The 17,562-nt window shown below is 60.2% G+C and carries 15 protein-coding genes; 5 read left to right on the forward strand and 10 right to left on the reverse strand.

All coding sequences use genetic code 11. The features are described from left to right. Window positions 1-21: 21 nt before the first annotated feature. The 6 genes from KF767_17335 to KF767_17360 are packed head-to-tail and all read right to left on the reverse strand — an operon-like array spanning window position 22 to window position 8,324. Entirely contained in the window at window positions 22-1,395 is a 1,374-nt protein-coding gene (locus KF767_17335; protein ID MBX3019655.1) for an MCE family protein, read from the reverse strand. After that, window positions 1,392-2,183, reverse strand: coding sequence for an ATP-binding cassette domain-containing protein (locus KF767_17340; GenBank protein MBX3019656.1), 792 nt, complete (start codon window positions 2,181-2,183; stop codon window positions 1,392-1,394). Before KF767_17340 ends, KF767_17335 begins: the two co-directional genes overlap by 4 nt. Next, window positions 2,180-3,040, reverse strand: a complete 861-nt coding sequence (locus tag KF767_17345) for an ABC transporter permease (GenBank protein ID MBX3019657.1) — start codon at window positions 3,038-3,040, stop codon at window positions 2,180-2,182. Before KF767_17345 ends, KF767_17340 begins: the two co-directional genes overlap by 4 nt. Next, complete coding sequence (gene alr, locus KF767_17350; protein MBX3019658.1) at window positions 3,037-4,185, reverse strand: alanine racemase; 1,149 nt, start codon at window positions 4,183-4,185, stop codon at window positions 3,037-3,039. The genes KF767_17345 and alr overlap by 4 nt, the downstream gene beginning before the upstream one ends. 21 nt (window positions 4,186-4,206) lie before the next feature. Continuing rightward, window positions 4,207-5,733 carry a GGDEF domain-containing protein gene (locus KF767_17355; protein ID MBX3019659.1) on the reverse strand — a complete coding sequence of 509 codons (1,527 nt, stop codon included), beginning with the start codon at window positions 5,731-5,733 and terminating at the stop codon, window positions 4,207-4,209. Then, window positions 5,730-8,324: a sensor histidine kinase gene (locus tag KF767_17360; GenBank protein ID MBX3019660.1), complete on the reverse strand. Its 2,595-nt coding sequence runs from the start codon at window positions 8,322-8,324 to the stop codon at window positions 5,730-5,732. Before KF767_17360 ends, KF767_17355 begins: the two co-directional genes overlap by 4 nt. Window positions 8,325-8,422: 98 nt before the next feature. Between KF767_17360 and nadB the strand changes: the two genes are divergently transcribed. The 4 genes from nadB to KF767_17380 all read left to right on the forward strand — a co-directional run bounded on the left by nadB (window position 8,423) and on the right by KF767_17380 (window position 11,782). After that, on the forward strand, window positions 8,423-10,012 hold the full coding sequence (nadB, locus tag KF767_17365) for an L-aspartate oxidase (GenBank protein ID MBX3019661.1): 1,590 nt from the start codon (window positions 8,423-8,425) through the stop codon (window positions 10,010-10,012). Window positions 10,013-10,092: 80 nt separating this feature from the next. After that, entirely contained in the window at window positions 10,093-10,347 is a 255-nt protein-coding gene (locus tag KF767_17370; GenBank protein MBX3019662.1) for a hypothetical protein, read from the forward strand. Further along, window positions 10,340-11,038 carry a hypothetical protein gene (locus KF767_17375; GenBank protein MBX3019663.1) on the forward strand — a complete coding sequence of 233 codons (699 nt, stop codon included), beginning with the start codon at window positions 10,340-10,342 and terminating at the stop codon, window positions 11,036-11,038. The genes KF767_17370 and KF767_17375 overlap by 8 nt, the downstream gene beginning before the upstream one ends. Before the next feature lie 42 nt (window positions 11,039-11,080). Further along, window positions 11,081-11,782 carry a hypothetical protein gene (locus KF767_17380; GenBank protein MBX3019664.1) on the forward strand — a complete coding sequence of 234 codons (702 nt, stop codon included), beginning with the start codon at window positions 11,081-11,083 and terminating at the stop codon, window positions 11,780-11,782. 15 nt (window positions 11,783-11,797) lie between these two features. Here the strand turns inward: KF767_17380 and KF767_17385 are convergent, their stop codons facing one another. From KF767_17385 to KF767_17400, 4 genes are all read right to left on the reverse strand, one after another. Beyond that, window positions 11,798-13,063 carry a DUF1552 domain-containing protein gene (locus KF767_17385; GenBank protein MBX3019665.1) on the reverse strand — a complete coding sequence of 422 codons (1,266 nt, stop codon included), beginning with the start codon at window positions 13,061-13,063 and terminating at the stop codon, window positions 11,798-11,800. After that, the gene (locus tag KF767_17390) at window positions 13,060-14,907 is read right to left on the reverse strand and encodes a DUF1592 domain-containing protein (protein ID MBX3019666.1); all 1,848 of its coding nucleotides are present in this window, start codon (window positions 14,905-14,907) and stop codon (window positions 13,060-13,062) included. Before KF767_17390 ends, KF767_17385 begins: the two co-directional genes overlap by 4 nt. A gap of 184 nt (window positions 14,908-15,091) precedes the next feature. After that, on the reverse strand, window positions 15,092-15,886 hold the full coding sequence (locus KF767_17395) for an SDR family oxidoreductase (protein MBX3019667.1): 795 nt from the start codon (window positions 15,884-15,886) through the stop codon (window positions 15,092-15,094). Between the two features lie 39 nt (window positions 15,887-15,925). Continuing rightward, a complete protein-coding gene (locus KF767_17400) occupies window positions 15,926-16,648 on the reverse strand; it encodes a ribonuclease HI (protein MBX3019668.1) in 723 nt (240 codons plus the stop codon). Between the two features lie 80 nt (window positions 16,649-16,728). Between KF767_17400 and KF767_17405 the strand changes: the two genes are divergently transcribed. Further along, complete coding sequence (locus KF767_17405) at window positions 16,729-17,454, forward strand: class I SAM-dependent methyltransferase (protein MBX3019669.1); 726 nt, start codon at window positions 16,729-16,731, stop codon at window positions 17,452-17,454. Window positions 17,455-17,562: the final 108 nt, after the last annotated feature.

The following is a 17,562-nucleotide window of genomic DNA, read 5'->3' on the forward strand; positions in this document are numbered from 1 at the left end:
TCCTCAACTCGCAGATTCAGCTCAAAGTAGGCTTCCGGCGAGCAACTTCAGGTCGTCGTTGGTCAGGAACAGTCCCGCCCCCAAGTATCCCGAACGTTTGCCCGCGTTGCCGAGCATATCATTGCCGCCGCCAACGAGGTAGATGCCTTTATACAGATTGTACTGCAGCTGGGCGCGAATGTTCAGCTGGCTGAACTGGAAGGCCTCGAGACTGAGCTTCGCGCGATTGCGGAAGAGCATATAGTCGAAGCCCACGCCGCCCGCGTTCTCGATGATCCCGCCGCGCACCGTAAAATTGTAGAAATTCTTAGCAAATTGCGCGTTGAATTTGAACTCGTTCCGGCGGGTCTTGCGCTCGGAAACTTCGGTCGTGGTTCCGTTGGTCGTCGTGGTGGTGTCGATCCCCTCGACCACGCCGAACGGGTCGTCGACGACGCCAATCAGGTAGTACCGATCCAACCCGGGTTGGACCTTCACGTTCACGCTCGTGCGGGCCGCGGCGGCCTCGCCCAGGTAGTAGGACTGAAATTCGATGCCCGTCTGAAGTTTACCGGCGGTATCGAGCATGTTGTTCACGCCCTGGATCGCGGTGTTGAGCTCTTCGGCGGTCTCGTCGTCGTTGACGAGTTTCCCGATGGTGCCTTCCCCGCGATTGATCTTGCCGGTGATCTCGTCGATGTTTTTGAGCGAGTTGTCCAAACGCGCCATCGAATCCTTGAACTTCGCCTTGAAGCCCTCGGCCGATTCGTCGTTCAAAAGTTCGTCCAGCGTCTGGGTCACGTTGCGGACGTTGTCGACGATGTCGTTCACCTTTTCGCGGTTCGCGGTCGTCATATCCGCCACGTCGGCGGTCAGCTTTTCGATGTTCAAGACGATGCGGCCAAGCACGTGCTGACGGCTGCCGTCCGCCGCGATGGACTCTTGCAGGATGCGCGCGGTGTCCTTCAGCGAAGCCCCGATGTCGGTGATCTGCGTGACCACCCCTTCCAACGAGCCACGGTCTTTGATGTTCAAAATCTGCGCGCCCTTCGGCAACGGCGGATCGGTCGGCGAACCGGACAGAACGTTGATGTACTTGTCGCCCAGGATCCCTTGCGTGCGGATTTCCACCGAAGCGCTTTGGTACAGTTGCACGTCGGGCTTCAAGCCCAGATCCACCCGCGCCATCCCGTCCTGCAGACGGATGTCCTTGATCGTGCCGATGGGGATGCCCGCGGTCTTGATCGCCGACCCCTTCACGAGCCCGCCGGCGTCGGGAATCAGAAACCAGGCTTCGTTGTTACGGCCGAAGAAAGTGGGGTCTTCACTCACTTGCATGGACATATAGGCGATCAACGCGGACACGCCGAGCACCAAGATTCCGACTTTGAATTCACCCGCTCGCAGCAGATTCATTCCTTACGCATTCCTTTCGACACGAACTTGCGCACAAGCTCGATGTCGGTTTCGAAAAACACTTCCGGTTTTCCGAAGAGCAACACCTGGCCCGCGTTCAACATCGCGACGTAGTCGGCGATACGGAAAGCCGCGGCCAAGTCATGGGACACCATCACGGACGTCCTTCCGGGATGCGCACGATGGGTGTCGAGAATTAGATTATCTACCATTTCGGTTAAAATTGGGTCCAATCCAGTAGTTGGCTCATCATAAAATAAAATTTCTGGATCTAGGGCTATGGCCCGCGCCAGCCCCGTTCTTTTCTGCATTCCGCCCGAAATTTGCGAGGGCAATTTCTCAAAATGCTTCGGGTCGAGGCCCACCTGACGCAACTTTTCGCTCGCGATCTGTAACACTTTTTCGATGGAAAGATCGCGTCGGTGCTCGACCAAAGGGAAACAGACGTTTTCGATGACCGTCATATCGTCGAAAAGCGCCGAGCCTTGAAAAAGCACGCCGAAGTTGCGGCGAAACTCGATCAGCTGATCGTCGCTCATCGAATTCAGATCGCGACCCAAAACTTCGATGGACCCCGACGTCGGACGGAACAATCCAAGAATATGTTTCAGAATGACGGACTTCCCCGTCCCCGAAAAGCCGATGACCGCGGTCAGCGAGCCCTTCGGGATCTCGAGGTTCATCCCGTTCACGACGAACTCTTTCCCGTCGAAGGTCTTGCGGACGTCGACCAGACGGATCGCCGTCTCGGGTTTTGGGTTCGTCTGCGGGTCGGTCGTCGTCGTCATAATTTACCGACCCCCGTGAGCGCGTAGAAGATCCGGATGATGTTGGTCGCGAAGTAATCCAGGATGATGATCATGACCATGCTCTGCACGACGCCTTGGTTCGTGGCATCGCCCACGCCCTTCGCGCCGCCTTTGGTATGATAACCGCGATAGGTGCAGATCGTCGAAAACACGAGTCCGAACAGCGCGGCTTTGAAAAGGCCCTCGTTGATGTGACGGACCTCGAGCATCCCGCGAATTTTGTCCCAGAAGACGGCCTCGTCAAGACCGACCAAATGCACGCAAAGGATCCAGCTGCCGAGCATGGCGACAAAGTCAAAAACCGCCGTCAGAAGCGGCATGCAGATCACCGCCGCGATGATCCGGGGGGCGATCAAATACTGTTTCGCATTCACGCCCATCACGTCGAGCGCGTCGATCTGTTCATTGACCCGCATCGTTCCCAAACGCGCGGCCATGGCGCCGCCCGCCCGCGCGGCGACGATCAAACCCGTCAAGACGGGGCCGAGCTCACGCGCGATCCCGAGCGCGACCACGGGGCCGACCATGTTGGTCGCGTTGAACATTTTGAAGCCGAGATAGATCTGCATCGACAGCGCCAAACCCGTGAACACCCCGGTCAACGAGATGATGATCAGCGATTGGTTCCCGACGAACTCCATATGGCGCACGATTTCCAGATACCGGAACGGCGGCTGCAGGCTAAGCCGCAGCGAGCTCAGCATGAACTTCATGATGCCGCCGGTTTCGGAAACGAAACTCACGAGCGACGCCTGCGCGCGATCGGGCCAGGTGTTGATCCGGTCGCGCAGCGAGGGCTTCCCTTTCGGCACGTAGGTTTGAGTGGTTTGACTCATCCGAGGTACTCCCGGGGCACGCGCCGGGACACGCTGGTCAACATCTCCCACGGGATGATGTTCGCGAGATCGCCGACTTCGCGGACGTCCAGACGCGGGCCGAAGCTCGACTCGCCGAACAGGACGACCTCGGCGCCGATCTCGACCGGCGCGGGGGCGTTAACGTAAAGATGGGTCAATTCCACGAGAAGAAAATCCATGCTGACGCGACCGACGACGTGGCAACGCTCGCCGTTCACGAGCACGATGCCCGCGTTCGAAAGCGCGCGGTGATAGCCGTCGGCGTAGCCGACGGGCACGACGCCCAGAACGCACTCCCCGCGCGCCGTGAAGGCCGCGCCGTAACCCGCGGTCTCGCCGGGTTTCAGGTGGTTGATCTTCGCGATCTGCGATTTGACAGTCATCACGGGATCGAGCTCAAAATCCGTTTCGAAAGGGGTCGCCCCGTAGAGGCAAAGCCCGGGACGCGCGCCCATCTTTTCCCAAGCCGCGGGCCAGGCCGCGCCCATCCGGTTTTTCATGCCCGTGCGCTTCAAAAGCGCGCTCGTGCTCCAGATGTGCCAGCGCGCGCTGTCGGGTTGGAACTCTTCGGCCCGCTTCTGGAACTCCAGAAACTGCGCCTGCGTGTGGGAGTTGCCGGTGTCCGCGTCCTCGCCGCTGTGCAAGTGGGTCAGGACCGCGTCGATCTTCAGCTGCGGCGTTAAGCGCAGCAGTTTCTTGAGCTCTTCGAATTCTTCCTTCATGAAGCCCAGTCGGTTCATGCCGGTATTGATTTTCAGATGCGCGCGGAAGTCGTTTTGCAGATGGGGATGCAGGGCTTCGACCTGCTTGAGCGTACTGAGCACGGGCGTGAGTTTATGCGCCACGAGTTTCTCGCCGTGGGTTTCGAACATGCCGAAAACCAGGACCTGCCCTTCGTCGCCGGCCTCGCGCAATTCGATCGCCTCTTCCACGAGGCTGACGCCCAAGGCCGTCGCGCCTTCTTCACGCAGCACGCGCGCGCACTCGACCGCGCCGTGACCGTAAGCATCCGCTTTGATCATCGGATACCAAGGCACGCCGCCGGGAAGCAGTCCCTTCAGTTTACGAAAATTGTTGCGCAGATGATTCAAGTTGATCTCTGCGACGGTGGGCCGGATGCGCACGGGAAACCTCTCGCAAAAGACTCAGATCGGCGGAACGTCGAAGTCGGGTTTAAAGCTTTGCGTCGGGCGGAACAAGCAAACTTTGTTGCCGCCGCGAGTGCGAATATAGCTGAGGGCTTGCCCCGCCGAGTGATCCAGCTCGGCCGCGCTCGCGCAGAAGGTCGGATACTCGCTGATTCCGCAGCTAATGCTTAATGGGCGTTCCGCGTACTGAAAAACGTGGGTTTCGATCATCCGGCGCAGGCGTTCGGCCCGGATCGCCGCCCCTTTGCGGGCGGAATGGGGCAAAATGAGTGCGAATTCGTTATCCAAAGTGCGGCAAACGACATCATTTACCCGTGACGATTTTTTGATCAAAATCGCGAGCGTCCGGAGCGCCGTATCGCGCACCACGCTGCCCTCCCGCAGGATCCGCTCCCAGTCGTCGAAGGCGACCTTCACGACCGACACGGCCTTTTGCAGACGGCGCGAACGCGCGACCTCTTCTTCGAGCTTCATGAAATAGAATTCGCGGTTCGGCACTTCCGTCGTGGGATCGTCGAAGTTGATCGCGTCGAATTTTTTCGCGATGTCGAACTGCGCGTAGGCCTGCGCGAAAACCAAAAACTCGTTGTCGAGCAGATCCGGATCGAAACCCGATTTGCTCCAGAACAGGAAGAGTCCATCGCATCCGCGGTGCACGAGCAGCCCGCGGGCCAGGTAATCCTGCACGTGGAAACCTTGGCGCATCAGCTCCTGCACGCTTTGCGGCGCTTCGTTGCGCGCCAGGCTCAGATGCAGATTCTGGATTTCGTCGGTCGTCAGTTTCGCCCCGACGCCTTTGAGTTTTTCGATCTCCAGACCCATCGCCTGGGTCGCGACCAGATTGTGCACGGTCGGCAGATACTTCAGATAAAGCGCGTGCAGATCGCCTTCCGGGAACGCGCGCCCCAAACGCTGGAAGAACGTACCGACGATGTCTTCTTTCGAGCTCATCCCGATGTAGGACTGCTGCGCCTCGCGCACGAAGAAGGTCTGCACGGATTTTTGCGAATCCCAGCGTTCTTGAACTTCGTTGAGATTCGCCTGCAGTTCGTCCGCGCGTTGGTTTGCGGCCGAAATCTCTTCGTCTTTCAAGGTCTCTGCCGCCGCGAACTGTTCGTTCTGGTAGGTCAGAAAAAGCTCGGACGCGACCTGATCCACGGTCCACTTCAGACGCGTTTCAAGCTCCGGTCCGGACGGAATCAAGTCGACGAAATTGTACTCGCGGTAGGGCTCGAGCGCCTTGGCCTGAGCCGCATCGACGACCGGCACGAACATGACCTCGGGATTGATTTCCAGAACCGTTTCAACGAAGCCGCTGAGGTTCCCCATGATCGCTTCCAAATTGAAGACGACCATATGGGGTGAACTTTGGCGGATGCGCTCGATGCAGGTGTCGTAGTCCATGAACGCGAAGGACTCGTAGCCCTCCATGGCGAGCGCCGTGCGCATCTGACTTCCCACCTCGATGTCGTGGAAGAAGCAGAAGATCGTGAACTGTGCGCGCACTTCGTTCGTCAGGATCACTTGCGCTCCCCGGGCTTACGGATGGCGACGCTCGCCCCGGCGACTTTCGCGGTCGGCTTTTTCGCGGCGAAAGTGGGTTTGTCGATTTTGCCGAAGCCCGTGTTTTCGGGACTCACCGACGGCACCTCCGCCGAAGGGGCGGGGCTGTCGCCCGGAGCGCCCCCGATGGGCGTCAGCGGTCCATTCTCGACTTGATCGATCAGCGCCAGCGTTTCGTTGATCGCCCGCTCTTGAATGACGGACGACGAGCCCGCCTCTTCCGGCGGAGTTCCGGCGAGCTCTCCGGAAAGCTCGAGGCCCACGCCGAGCGGAACCGAAGGCGTCACCGTCAGCGGAGCCTGCGGCGTCGCGCCCGTTTGCCGCGGCGGAAGCGGCGCCGCCGTCGGCGGCTTTTGCGCGACCGCGGTCCCCGCCGGCGGAGGCTGCCCTCCCGGGCCCGCGGGCATCGGCACGGAACGCAGCGGCGCCGAGGTCGCGGGAGCGGCGGGAGCCCGGCCCGTGGGATTCGGCGGCAAGTTCGCGCCGATTCCCGATAGCGGAGCCGCGTGCTCGACCGCTTTTTTCGGCGCGACGGGCGGCGGAGCGGAGGGCGCTTCGGCTTTGCTTGGCGAAAGACCCAATTCGAAATTCAAATCGAGCTCCGGCAACTCACCCAAAGTCGGCGACGAAGTTTCACGCGCGGGTGGAGGCGCGGCCGGCTGAGGCGTCGACTCAGGCTTCATGAAGGAGCTGAGAGCGGAGGGCGCGGGCGGTGCCATCGGCGGAGGCGCGGCCGGCTTCGATGGCGCGGGCGGCAGATCGTCGAGATTCGGCAGACTGCGACCCAATCCCGCGGACGGCGCGCCCAATCCACTCGGTGCCGCAGAGCTCGGCGCGACCGGTGACGGCGCGGTGGCGATCGGTGCGCTCGCCGCGACGCCCACGGGGAACTTCAAGGTCACGGTCGTCCCTTGACCCGCGACACTCGAGAACAGCAGATCCCCGCCGAACTCCCGCGCCAGACCAAACGCGGTGGACAATCCCAAGCCCGAATGCTGCGAAGCATTTTTCGTCGTGAAGAAGGGATCGAAGACTTGCCCCGCGCGATCGGGCGCGATGCCTTCGCCGGTATCCTTAATACGCAAAAGAACATCGGTGCCTTCACTCTCAAGGCTGACCGTCAGTTCTTTTTTCGGCATACGTTCCATGGCTTCGATCGCGTTATTGAACAAAGCCTCGACGATCTTCATCAGCGCGAGCGGATGCGCGCTGACTTCGGGCATCCGCTTCAGATTTTTTTCAAGCTTGATGCCTTTGATCTGCAGTTTGCTTTCGAAGGCGCCCAAGGCGCGGTTCAAAACTTCATTCACCGAGGTCGGCTCGGCGCGGAACTCTTCTTCACCCGCGAACGAAAGAAGTTTCAAGACGATGCCGCGACCTTCGCGCGCGAGCTCTTCGATGCGCGTCACTTCCTCTTCGTTCACGGACTTCGCTTTCAGCAGCTGAGCCTGCGACAGGATCCGGGTCAAAGGACCGTGCATTTCCCGCGCGAGCGCCGACGCGCTCGTCGTATAGGCTTTCATTTTCTCGCGCGCGAGATCCGCGGCCGGTGTCGCGACCGCCGCGGCCGGAGCCGGCATCGCGGGCGAAGAGGGCGACATCGGCGACGCGGGCGCGGTCGGCGAATAGCCGCCACCGGTCGAGAGCCCCGTGGCCGCACCCGCACGCGGGGGCACGCTCTTGAGCGCCAACATCATGACCGCCACACCCAAAAGGGCGAAGCCGCCACCGAACAAAAGAATTTGCAGGCGCAGGCTCGAGACACGTTCGTTCAAAGCGGTCAGGGGACGTGCGAGCACAACGTAGGAGTTCGAACCGGGAACTTGCTCGTAAAGACCTTGCAGCTCGACGCCCGCGTTCGTGCGGAAGGTGCCAACGCCCTGAGCTTTTCCGGCGCGGGTGATTTCGGTGACGATGGGATCGTCCTTCAGCGTGGTGCCGACGTAGTCCGCGGTCGTGTGACCGAGGGCCTGACCTTGTTTGTTCACCAAGATCACCGAAACATTTTGTCCACGCTGACGGTCGATAATGGCTTGGAAGACGTCGGTCTTCGTGATGACCGCCGACCAGTCGCCGTTCGCGTTCCCGCGCATGATCCACAAAAAGAACGGACGACGTTGCGGATCCAGCAGCGCGGTCAGCGCGGTGCCGCCCAAAGGAATGTCCCGGGGCTTCAGTCCCTTCAGCGCGATCTGCGTATAGTTTTCGGCCCAGGACTTCACGCGCGTTTTGTCGTGGAAGGCCCGCTGCTGGATACTCCAGACGCCGTTCGCGCCCAGCTGCAGTCGCGCGACCATTTCGAAACGATTGGAGATGCTGTCGTTGAAATCCGTGGGTTGACCGAGCACGCGGGGCGCGACGATGTCGAACTGCTCGTTGATGATTTTGAACTCGGACAAAAACGCGGGAATCAGGGCCGCGATCTGCGAACGTGCGGCGGCCTCGCCGAGAGCTTTGGCGTCGCTCGAGACACCGGCGCCGACTTGGTAATAGGAAACCCCCACCAAGGCGACAACGACGGTCAAAAATATGGCAATCGCTTGTGCGCGCATCCTGCGTTACCTGCTGGATAATATTGTAGTTTTACGCGCGTCTAAGAATCAAGCGAGACTCCTTTACGTTTTCTGAAAAATGCGACAAACCCTAGGCCATGAATTCCACGCGCTGCGATTTTTTGGTGATCGGTTCGGGACTTGCGGGTCTGGCGTTCGCCCTGAAAGTCGCTCACAGAGGGACTGTCACGATCCTCAGCAAAGACAAAGTCACCGGCGCGAACACGCCGTGGGCGCAAGGTGGAATCGCCGCGGTCATCTCGAAGGACGACAGTTTCGAATCCCATATTCATGACACTCTGCGAGCAGGAGCGGGCCTCTGCCGCGTCGACGCCGTGCGAAACATTGTGGAACAAGCCCCTGATCGCATTCGGGATTTGATGAATTGGGGCGTGAAATTCGATCGCCTGGGAAATGACGAAGTCGACCTCACGCTCGAGGGTGGCCACAGTCACCGCCGCATTCTGCACTTCGAAGATCATACGGGTTCAGAGATTCACCGCGCGCTGCTCGCGCAAGTGCTGGCCCATCCGAACATCACGGTTCTGGAAAATCACTTCGCGGTGGACCTTTTGCAAGCGCGACATATGGAGACCTCGGTCCCCGATGACGGCCGCGTTTACGGCGCCTACGTGCTCGACCGCGACAGCGGCGAAGTGAAAAGCCTGACCGCGGGCTGCACGATTCTTTCCACCGGCGGCGCGGGCAAAGTGTATTTGTACACATCGAACTGGAGCGGCGCCTCGGGCGACGGCATCGCCATGGCTTGGCGTGCGGGCGCGAAGGTCGCGAACATGGAGTTCATGCAGTTCCACCCCACCGCGCTTTACCACCAAGACACGCGCAACTTCCTAATCAGCGAAGCCCTGCGCGGCGAAGGCGGCGAGCTCATCAACTCGGCGGGCGAAGCCTTCATGAAAAAGTACGACGAGCGCGGCTCGCTCGCGCCCCGGGACATCGTCGCGCGCTCGATCGATGCCGAGATGAAACGCACGGGCGCGCCTTGCGTGTACTTGGACATGACCGCGAAACCGCGCGAATTTTTGGCCGCGCGTTTCCCCGTCATCTATAAAAACTGCGAACGCCTGGGTATCGACATCGCGACCCAACCCATCCCCGTCGTTCCGGCCGCGCACTATCTGTGCGGCGGCGTCGTGACAGATGTCGACGGACGCACGGAGCTGCCGGGCCTTTTCGCTTTGGGCGAAACCGCCTGCACGGGACTGCACGGCGCGAACCGACTGGCCTCCAATTCCTTACTCGAGTGCCTGGCCATGGCCCATAACTGCGCGGAAACCACGGCACGCGAAATCGCGCCGCCCGCCGCGACTTCGGCCCGCGACTGGACCTATCCCCCGCCCACCGACGCCGATGAGATGATCGTCGTGACCCATATGTGGGAAGAGATCCGCCGTTTGATGTGGAACTATGTGGGGATCGTGCGCTCGAACAAACGTTTGATGCGCGCTTCGCACCGGCTGGAAAACATCCTGGCCGAAGTGAAAGAGTATTACTCGGAGTCGCGCGTACACGGCGATCTGCTGGAACTTCGCAACATCGCCATCGTCGCGGATCTCACGATCAAATGCGCGCTCGAGCGTCGCGAGTCCCGCGGCATCCACTACAGTCTGGACTATCCGTGGGCTTCCTCTGAAAGCGTCGCGAAAGACACCGTTCTCAAGCCATAAATTTCGTTTATCACGAAGATGGATCACCTTGATTTTACGAATCAATCCCTCTCGGCTAGCTTCGCGAGCCAGGAGGATTTATGTCGAAAACCGAAAACCTGTTCCGAGTTCTGGTCCTGGGCGGCGCGCTGATCGCGGGCCCCGCGCGGGCGCAATCCGAAGTCCGCAGCGAAGCGAAAAACCCCACCTCCGCAGTGGAGGCGATGCTCGCCCTGCCCGAGGATCAACTCGCTTTCTGCAGCCGCGACGACGAACGCTCTTGCGAGGTCGACGAAAACGGCGAAGCCCGTCCGCAAGCCGGCATCGAGTGCTGCTGGGGCACGAGCTGTGGTTGAGCGGCAAGAAAGTCTGCTTACGGCGCCGGACGCGGTCTTTCGCGTCTGGCGCCACCGCCTGAAGATCGAATTCGACGCGGCCGCCGCGTTTCGCGCCCTCGCGCGGGATCTGCAAAGTCTGTACGGCGAAAACGATCCCGTCGCGCAGCTTTCCCTTGAAGCCGCCGCGGACGAAATTCGCCACGCCGATCTGTGCCGCCGGATCTTGAGTCACGATCCCGACCACGAGTTTCAAGGCGATGCCCTCGCGGAATTACGTCTGGGGCCTGAGCGCAAACTCCTCGTCCGCCAAGCGCTGTACAATGCCGTCGCGATGGGCTGCGTGACCGAAAGCCTCTCGACCGCGCTGTTGATCGAGATGAAAAAACGCGCGGCCCGCGGCGTGATCCACGACACCGTCCACGAAATCGCGGTCGACGAAGTGAATCACAGCCGGATCGGCTGGGCGCAGCTCGCACGCGCCGCCGGTGAAGACGATATTCAGTGGCTTGCCCCGCACGTCACAAAAATGATCCAGGTCGCGCTCAATGAAGAGATCGATCCCCTCGTCGTGGACCGTGGCTATACACCGGACCTGAGCGAGTGGGGGATCTTGCCCCGCACCGAGGCGCTCGGCATCATGCGTGAAGTGGTCGAAGAGGTCGTCCGCCCAGGGCTCCGGCATTTCGGGTTGAAATTCGCCTCTGCCTAGCGCCTATTTGACAGCTGCCACGGCCCGGCACACACTGGGCCCATGCGCCGTGAAAACATCCCGCAATGGCAGCTCGACCTTCGTCTTATCTTGCTCGCGACTTTCGCGGCGTTTGCAAGCGCATGCGCTTCGACTCCCGAGAACCCGCACTTTCAAACGATGAGCGAAAGCCAGATCATCGACGCCGTCGAAAGCCAGACGCAGAATCGTAAGCTCTACGACGGCTTCATGAACAATCTGGACGTCAGCGCGACCCTCACCACCGAAGCGGTGGGTCGCGCCCTTCTGGATCAAGGCGCGCGCATCTACCAATGGGACCCAAGCGCCTACGCGAACGAAAAGTCCAAGGCCGAATCCCAGCGCGCGACCGAAACCGAAGTGTTCTTGAGTTTCTTCGTGCCCGAACGCAAATGGGACGACCTGGCCAAATCGCAATCGAAGTGGAAGATCTTTCTGGACGCGAACGGACGCCGCTACGAGGGCAAAGCGAAGCTCTGGAAATCGCAGCTCGTCGAAGTGAAGAGCTTCTACGCACACCACACGCGTTGGGGCACTCCTTATAAAGTGACGTTCCCCGTGCCCACCCGCGAAGTCGAAAACACCGTATCGAAGCTGACGCTGACCGGCCCCATCGGGACCGTCAATATGGAGTTCAAACCTTCGGGAATGCCCGCGCCCGCGTTGCCCGTGACCGAGCCCGGCCCCATCGGCAGCGATCCCGCGCCCAGCGAAGGCGAACCCTAAAGCCGAGCCTTCGTTTTAAATATCGATGGTTTGATTGCCGTCGGTCCCGAACTTGGAGATCGTCAGGCCCATCTTGCGGGCGATCGTGTACATCAAATTGTTCAGTGACGAGTCTTGGGCCGTGATCACGCGGCCCGGACGCAGTTTTCCCGCGCCCCCGCCCGCCACGATCATCGGCAAATTGTCGGTGGAGTGATCCCGACCGTCGCCGATGCCGCAGCCGTAAACCACGATCGACTTCGAAAGGACCGAAGCGCCGCCTTCGTTCTGCGCCTTCAACCGCGCGAGGAACTTCTGCAGACGCGTCACGTACTTCTGATTGATGTCGAGGAACTTCGCCTTGTCCGCCGCTGACTCCTGATGCGAATAGCCGTGGTGCCCCTCGGCGCCGAACGAGACTTCGCAGTCGAGCAGATAGCTGGTGACCTGGTTCTTCCCGCAGATCATGGCCTGCGCCAAAAGCTCCAACATCAGATCGGTGTAGGCGTAGAAATCCGTGGGATTCGAAGGCTGACCGGCCCCGGTCGTACAAGCGACGACGGGTTCACTGTTCACGCGCTTTTCGGCTTCGCGGACGGATTCCAGATACTCGTTCAGCTTCGCCTGATCGCTTTTGCCGAGCTTACTCATCAAAGCCGACGTGGAATCCTGCGCGTAATCCAGAATGCTGTTCTTGTACTTTTTCTGCCGGGCCGCGAGCTGCGCGCTTTCGGGCGCCGAGCCGCTGCCGTAGATTTCGTTGAACAACGCGCGCGGACCGCGAATCCGCGGCGCCGGTGACGGCCCCGTCCACGAAAGGTTACTGAAATAAGCACCGTTGAATTTGTTGTCCGTGGGGTGATCGTTCGGGCCGACGAGATACATGACCTGCCCGCCCAGATGATCCGCCACGCGGTGATCGAGCGTGCGGCCGACGTTGATCGTGGTTTCCCAACGATCGGTCGCCGGCAAGGGACCGCCCGAAAGCCAGCAGCTCAGGCGCGGCGCGTGCCCGTCGGCGTAGATCTCGGAGGCGCGGTTGCGCAGACCGTGGATGAGCGTGAAATCGGATTTCAAATTTTGCAACGGACTCAGGACGCTGGGCAAGCTGCCCGATCCTGAATAATTCCAGGTGCCGCGCGCTTCGCCGTTCGGTTTATACAAAAACACGAGCCGCGGCGACGCGACCACCCCTTGCGCCAGGGCGCTCGAAAGCGGAATCATCGCATCCAGCAGCGGCAGGGACAGCGCGGTCCCCAGACCGCGGATCACCGTGCGCCGAGACATATGGCGTCCACTCATGGCGCCTCCCCTCTTTGATGGCGGAACTCGTCGCTGAGCGCGATCGCCTCGATCAGTTTCGAAACCGGTTGCCCGAAGGCGTCCTCTTTGATCGCGATGCGGTTGACCACGCAGTCGTCCGCGCTTTGCAGCGAACGGCCGAGCGCCAAATTCATGATTTTGCGGGTCGCGCAGACCTTGGCCCGATCGTCGTTCGCGATCATCCCGGCCAGCTGAATCGCGCCGCTGAACGTCTGCCCGCCCGGCAGCGTGCCGGACGCGTTGATCGAAGCGCCGTACTCGTCCGTCGTGCGGTAACCGCCGATGGCGTCGTAGTTCTGCAGTCCGATACCGATCGGATCGATGCGCGAATGGCAGGCCACGCAGGTCGGGTTCGTCATGCGCAAATTGGACCGATCCTGCTCGGAACCCGGGGGATTGATGACCCCGGCGGGCGGCGGCGGCGGCATATCGCACAGGATGTTTTTCAGGACGTACTTTCCGCGTCCCACGATCGAAGTCTCGGTCGAATGCGAGGTCAACGTCAGGACCGAGGCGTGACTCAGAATCCCTTGGCGCAGCGGCCCCAGGTTCGTCTCGCGGAAGGTGGAATTAGTTCCCGAGAAACCGGACACGCCGTAGTGGGCCGCCAGACGCGCGTTCACGAAGCTCGTATTCGCGGTCAGCAAGGTGCTGAGCGGAAGGTCCTGCGCGAAAATTTTCTGCACGGCCATACGGGTTTCGTTCCCCATGTCCGTGCGCAACGCCTCGGAAAACCCGGCGTAGGAAATACTTTTCGTCTTCAGCTTTTTCATCTCGAGCCATTGATCGGCCAAAGCCTGTACGACGTGAACCGCGCGTTCGTCCGCCATCATCCGCTTCACCTGCGCCGCGATCTGTTCGCCGCTGCGAAGCTGATCGCCCTGCGCCGCCGTCAAGAGCGCGCCGTCCGGCAATGAACCCCAGATGAAGTAGGCCAAACGCGACGCCATGTCATGACCGTTCAAAGCCACGGTCAAACCCGGATCGCGGTGATTCGGATGTTCGACCACGCGGAACATGAACTGCGGCGAAACGATGATCGCGACCAACCCTTGCCGAAGACCTTCATCGTAGCTGTCGCCTTCGTCGCGGGCTTGTTTATAAATGTTGAAAACTCGGTTGTCGTCCGCGGCCGTCACGGGCCGACGGTAAGCGCGGTAAGAGTAGCCGCGCAGAATCTGGCGCGCGCAGTTGTCGGTCGTGGCGGTGCAGGCGCTCACGACCGAAGAACGACGCGTGCTGAGCGCTTGATCGACGACGTAATAGGCCGTCTGCAGGAGTTTGTCGGCATACGAGACGTCCGAAAACAAAGACATCGCGTCGTTGTCGAAAGTTTCACCCGAATTGTCGTCCGGCATGTCCTTCGCGAATTCGGTCGCGAAGGGGAAACCGAAAAGGTCCCGCAACGAATTGCTCAATTCACGTTTGTTCAGACGGTGCGCGACCACGCGGCCGACGTCCGTGGGGTTCGCGCACATCGCCGGTCCCGAAAAGTTCGAGCGCAGCGCGAGCGCGATGGAGCTGACCTCGTCGTCGGTCAGACGCAGACTCAGCATATTGGCAACCGAACCCATCGCGGTTTTGATTTGCGAAGCCGAACGTCCCCGCTTCTCCGACGTATTCACGTCGCCGTGGCAAAGCGCGCAGTTTTGCGCGTAAAGTTTCTGGCCTTCGAAAAGTTTTTGCGGATCGACGCTGGCGAACTCGCCCGAGTTGAGTTGTCCGTCCGCGAACATGCGGCCCGAGCAGTTCTGGAAGAACAGCACGGTCACGACCAAAAGGCCGAGGCTCGGAATTTGGAAAAGAAGCTTCGTCCGATTCATGATGTTCCTTCAGCGATGCAAATCCGTTTGCCGAACGATTCCAATGACTTTCAGGATATCGCGAAGGGGCCGCCACGTCGAAAAACGCGTGGACACTTGGTCATTTCTAAGACGGTTAAAAGAAAGAAATACGCCCGTGCGGGCGCGCCGCGCCCGGGGCGTACGAGAGTGAGACGGCGACGACCTACTTCGAGGCGCCTTCCCGCTTGAAGCGGAACGAGATGAGCTTTTCGAAGGTCGAGGGCAAGTGTTGTGCGAGATTGAGCCCCAGCCCCTCGAACCCCTGTGGACGCAGCTCTTTCAGGTCTTCAAGGATCGCCTCGCGGACGATCTTCGCGTACTTCGCCGGCGGCATGCCGCGCAGGAAACTCAGGTCGAAATTTTTGCCGTACTTTTTGCTGATGTCGTCGAACATCTTCGTTTCGACCCCGGGGGTGAAAAGCGTGAGCGTCGTCACTTTCGTGTCTTTGAGTTCGGCATGCAACGAACGCGTGAAGCCCACAACCCCCGCCTTGGTCGCGGAGTAGGTGCTCGCGCACGGAAAGTTCATGAACGCCGAAACGCTCGCGTTGTTCACGATCTTGCCGCCGTTTTCCTGACGCAACATTCGCGGCAAAATCGCCCGGGTCAGATGCATCATCGCGGTCAAATTCACCGCCACGACCTGGTAGATCTCGTCGACGCTTTGGGTTTCGAGCTGCCCCCCGGTCAGCTGACCGGCGTTGTTGATGAGGCAATCGACGACCTCGCCGTCCGTTTCGGCGAGCAGCTTTTCGATGTCCTCGCGTTTTCCGAGATCGGTCGCGATCGTGCGGACCGAGCCCGCGCCGCGTTTTTTCAGCTCATCCATCAGCTCGGGTTCGAAGCTGCGGTTGATCAGCGTGAGGTGCGCTCCGTTGTCCGCGAGCATCTCGCAGAGGGCCTTGCCGATCCCGCGGCTGCCGCCCGTGACCCAAAAATTACGTTCGCGGATTTCCATCTTTATACTCCGTCTCTGATTTCTTGGGCTAGCCTTTGGCTAGTCTTCGTGAATGGAGGTCGTCGCGGAGAGCCCCCATCCTTTCAAGATTTCCGTTTCGTCGTCCGCGGCCATCGCCTTTTTGAACTTCGCGCCCGCACGCCCCTTCACGCGACGCTCGCAAGAGGACCAATCACGGTGACGCAAGACTTTGCCATCCAACAAACTCAAATATGAATGCGCGGCTTTTTTCGGCTCATTTGGGCGCATTTCCGGAAGCGCCTCGTAGGGCGGCAGATCGTGGATCGCGTGCGGATAGCGGGTCAGCGGACCATCGTACAAATCCACGCGCTGGCGGGCCGACATCTTCACCGCGATGACGTCGCAACGTTCGTTGCCGGGCGTCCCGCGGTGACCGCGACAGTACTGCCAATTGATCGAGTCTTTCGCGCGCCCGCGCACCAGCAGATCCAGCTCTTCCCAGTGTTCGCGATTCAACACGGCCTGCCCCTCGGCGTTTTTCCAACCACGACGGCGCCAACCGAAAATCCACTGGGTGATCCCCCGGATGACGTAAGTGCTATCCGTGTACAACAAGACCGGGCGGGGATCGTCTTTGATGAATTTCAAGGCATGAATGACGCCCGCCAGCTCCATGCGGTTGTTCGTCGTATCGAAGCCTTGGTCCCCCAACTCGCGGACGTGCCCCTCGGGCGTGGCCACGATGGCGCCCCAGCCCCCGGGACCGGGGTTTCCCGAGCAGGCGCCGTCCGTATAGATCAAAATGTGATCACGTAGAAGGTTCGTCAAATCCATGCACGGGAATTCTTGCCTTAGCGCACGGGATAGGGGAAGTCCTTTGCATGACGACAGTCGAAATTCCCAAAGGAAACACTGCATTGCAGGTCAATGAGACCGCTTACGAAATGCTCCGGCCTTCGCTCGGCGAGGGTCAGCGCGTTTTGGATCTGCCTTGCGGCGAGGGCGAGTGGCTCGGCTTCTTGAAATCCGCGCACCCCCGTTCGAAGTACATCGGCGCGGACTTGCGCGCGGATCTTCCGAATTTCGACTTCGAATTCTTGTCGCTCGACGTGACCCGCGAAGATCTGCCGTGGAAAGAACTCGATCTCGTCACCAGCATCAGCGGCATCGTCTGCTTCGGCAACCATTTGCGGTTTTTCCGCGAAGCGCACCGCGCGCTCAAACCCGGCGGAAAATTTCTGGTCACGAACGACAACCACTGGACGCTCCGTGACCGTATGCACTTTCTGCTTTTCGGCACCTACAAACGTTTCCCGCTCGTTTACCGACCGTCCGAGGGGAACACCCAAGCGACCACCATCATGACGACCGTCGACGCGCTCGAAAAGGCCGGCTTCAAAGTCGAAGACGTGCGTTACACCTCGGCGCGTTTCGAAGACTATCTGTGGGTGCCTTTCGCGATCGTTCTTTGGACCTTGCAGGGTCTGGCGGTCGCGGCGGCGGCCGGCGGGAAAAACCCGCGCTTCAGTTCGGACTTCATCCGTCGACTTTACCCGCTGCGCGCTTTGTGGTGCCGGCACTACCTGATCCTCGCGCGTAAAATTTGATCGTTTTGAGACGATGGAAATCGTCTTGAAACTTGACGCTTCGACAGTCGCGAAACCGTGAAAAGAAATAGAACGCGCGCCCGCGCTGGTTTCGTGTTTGCAAATGAG

It is taken from the genome of Pseudobdellovibrionaceae bacterium (assembly GCA_019637875.1).
GTDB lineage: Bacteria > Bdellovibrionota > Bdellovibrionia > Bdellovibrionales > Bdellovibrionaceae > JAHBUW01.

What these genes read in the sequence shown, in the direction of transcription:
- KF767_17340 (MBX3019656.1), bottom strand. Translation starts at nt 2,183, where the DNA reads ATGACGACGACGACCGACCCGCAGACGAACCCAAAACCCGAGACGGCG.
- KF767_17380 (MBX3019664.1), top strand. Translation starts at nt 11,081, where the DNA reads ATGCGCCGTGAAAACATCCCGCAATGGCAGCTCGACCTTCGTCTTATC.
- KF767_17405 (MBX3019669.1), top strand. Translation starts at nt 16,729, where the DNA reads ATGACGACAGTCGAAATTCCCAAAGGAAACACTGCATTGCAGGTCAAT.
- KF767_17385 (MBX3019665.1), bottom strand. Translation starts at nt 13,063, where the DNA reads ATGAGTGGACGCCATATGTCTCGGCGCACGGTGATCCGCGGTCTGGGG.
- KF767_17395 (MBX3019667.1), bottom strand. Translation starts at nt 15,886, where the DNA reads ATGGAAATCCGCGAACGTAATTTTTGGGTCACGGGCGGCAGCCGCGGG.
- KF767_17360 (MBX3019660.1), bottom strand. Translation starts at nt 8,324, where the DNA reads ATGCGCGCACAAGCGATTGCCATATTTTTGACCGTCGTTGTCGCCTTG.
- KF767_17335 (MBX3019655.1), bottom strand. Translation starts at nt 1,395, where the DNA reads ATGAATCTGCTGCGAGCGGGTGAATTCAAAGTCGGAATCTTGGTGCTC.
- nadB (MBX3019661.1), top strand. Translation starts at nt 8,423, where the DNA reads ATGAATTCCACGCGCTGCGATTTTTTGGTGATCGGTTCGGGACTTGCG.
- KF767_17390 (MBX3019666.1), bottom strand. Translation starts at nt 14,907, where the DNA reads ATGAATCGGACGAAGCTTCTTTTCCAAATTCCGAGCCTCGGCCTTTTG.
- KF767_17345 (MBX3019657.1), bottom strand. Translation starts at nt 3,040, where the DNA reads ATGAGTCAAACCACTCAAACCTACGTGCCGAAAGGGAAGCCCTCGCTG.
- KF767_17370 (MBX3019662.1), top strand. Translation starts at nt 10,093, where the DNA reads ATGTCGAAAACCGAAAACCTGTTCCGAGTTCTGGTCCTGGGCGGCGCG.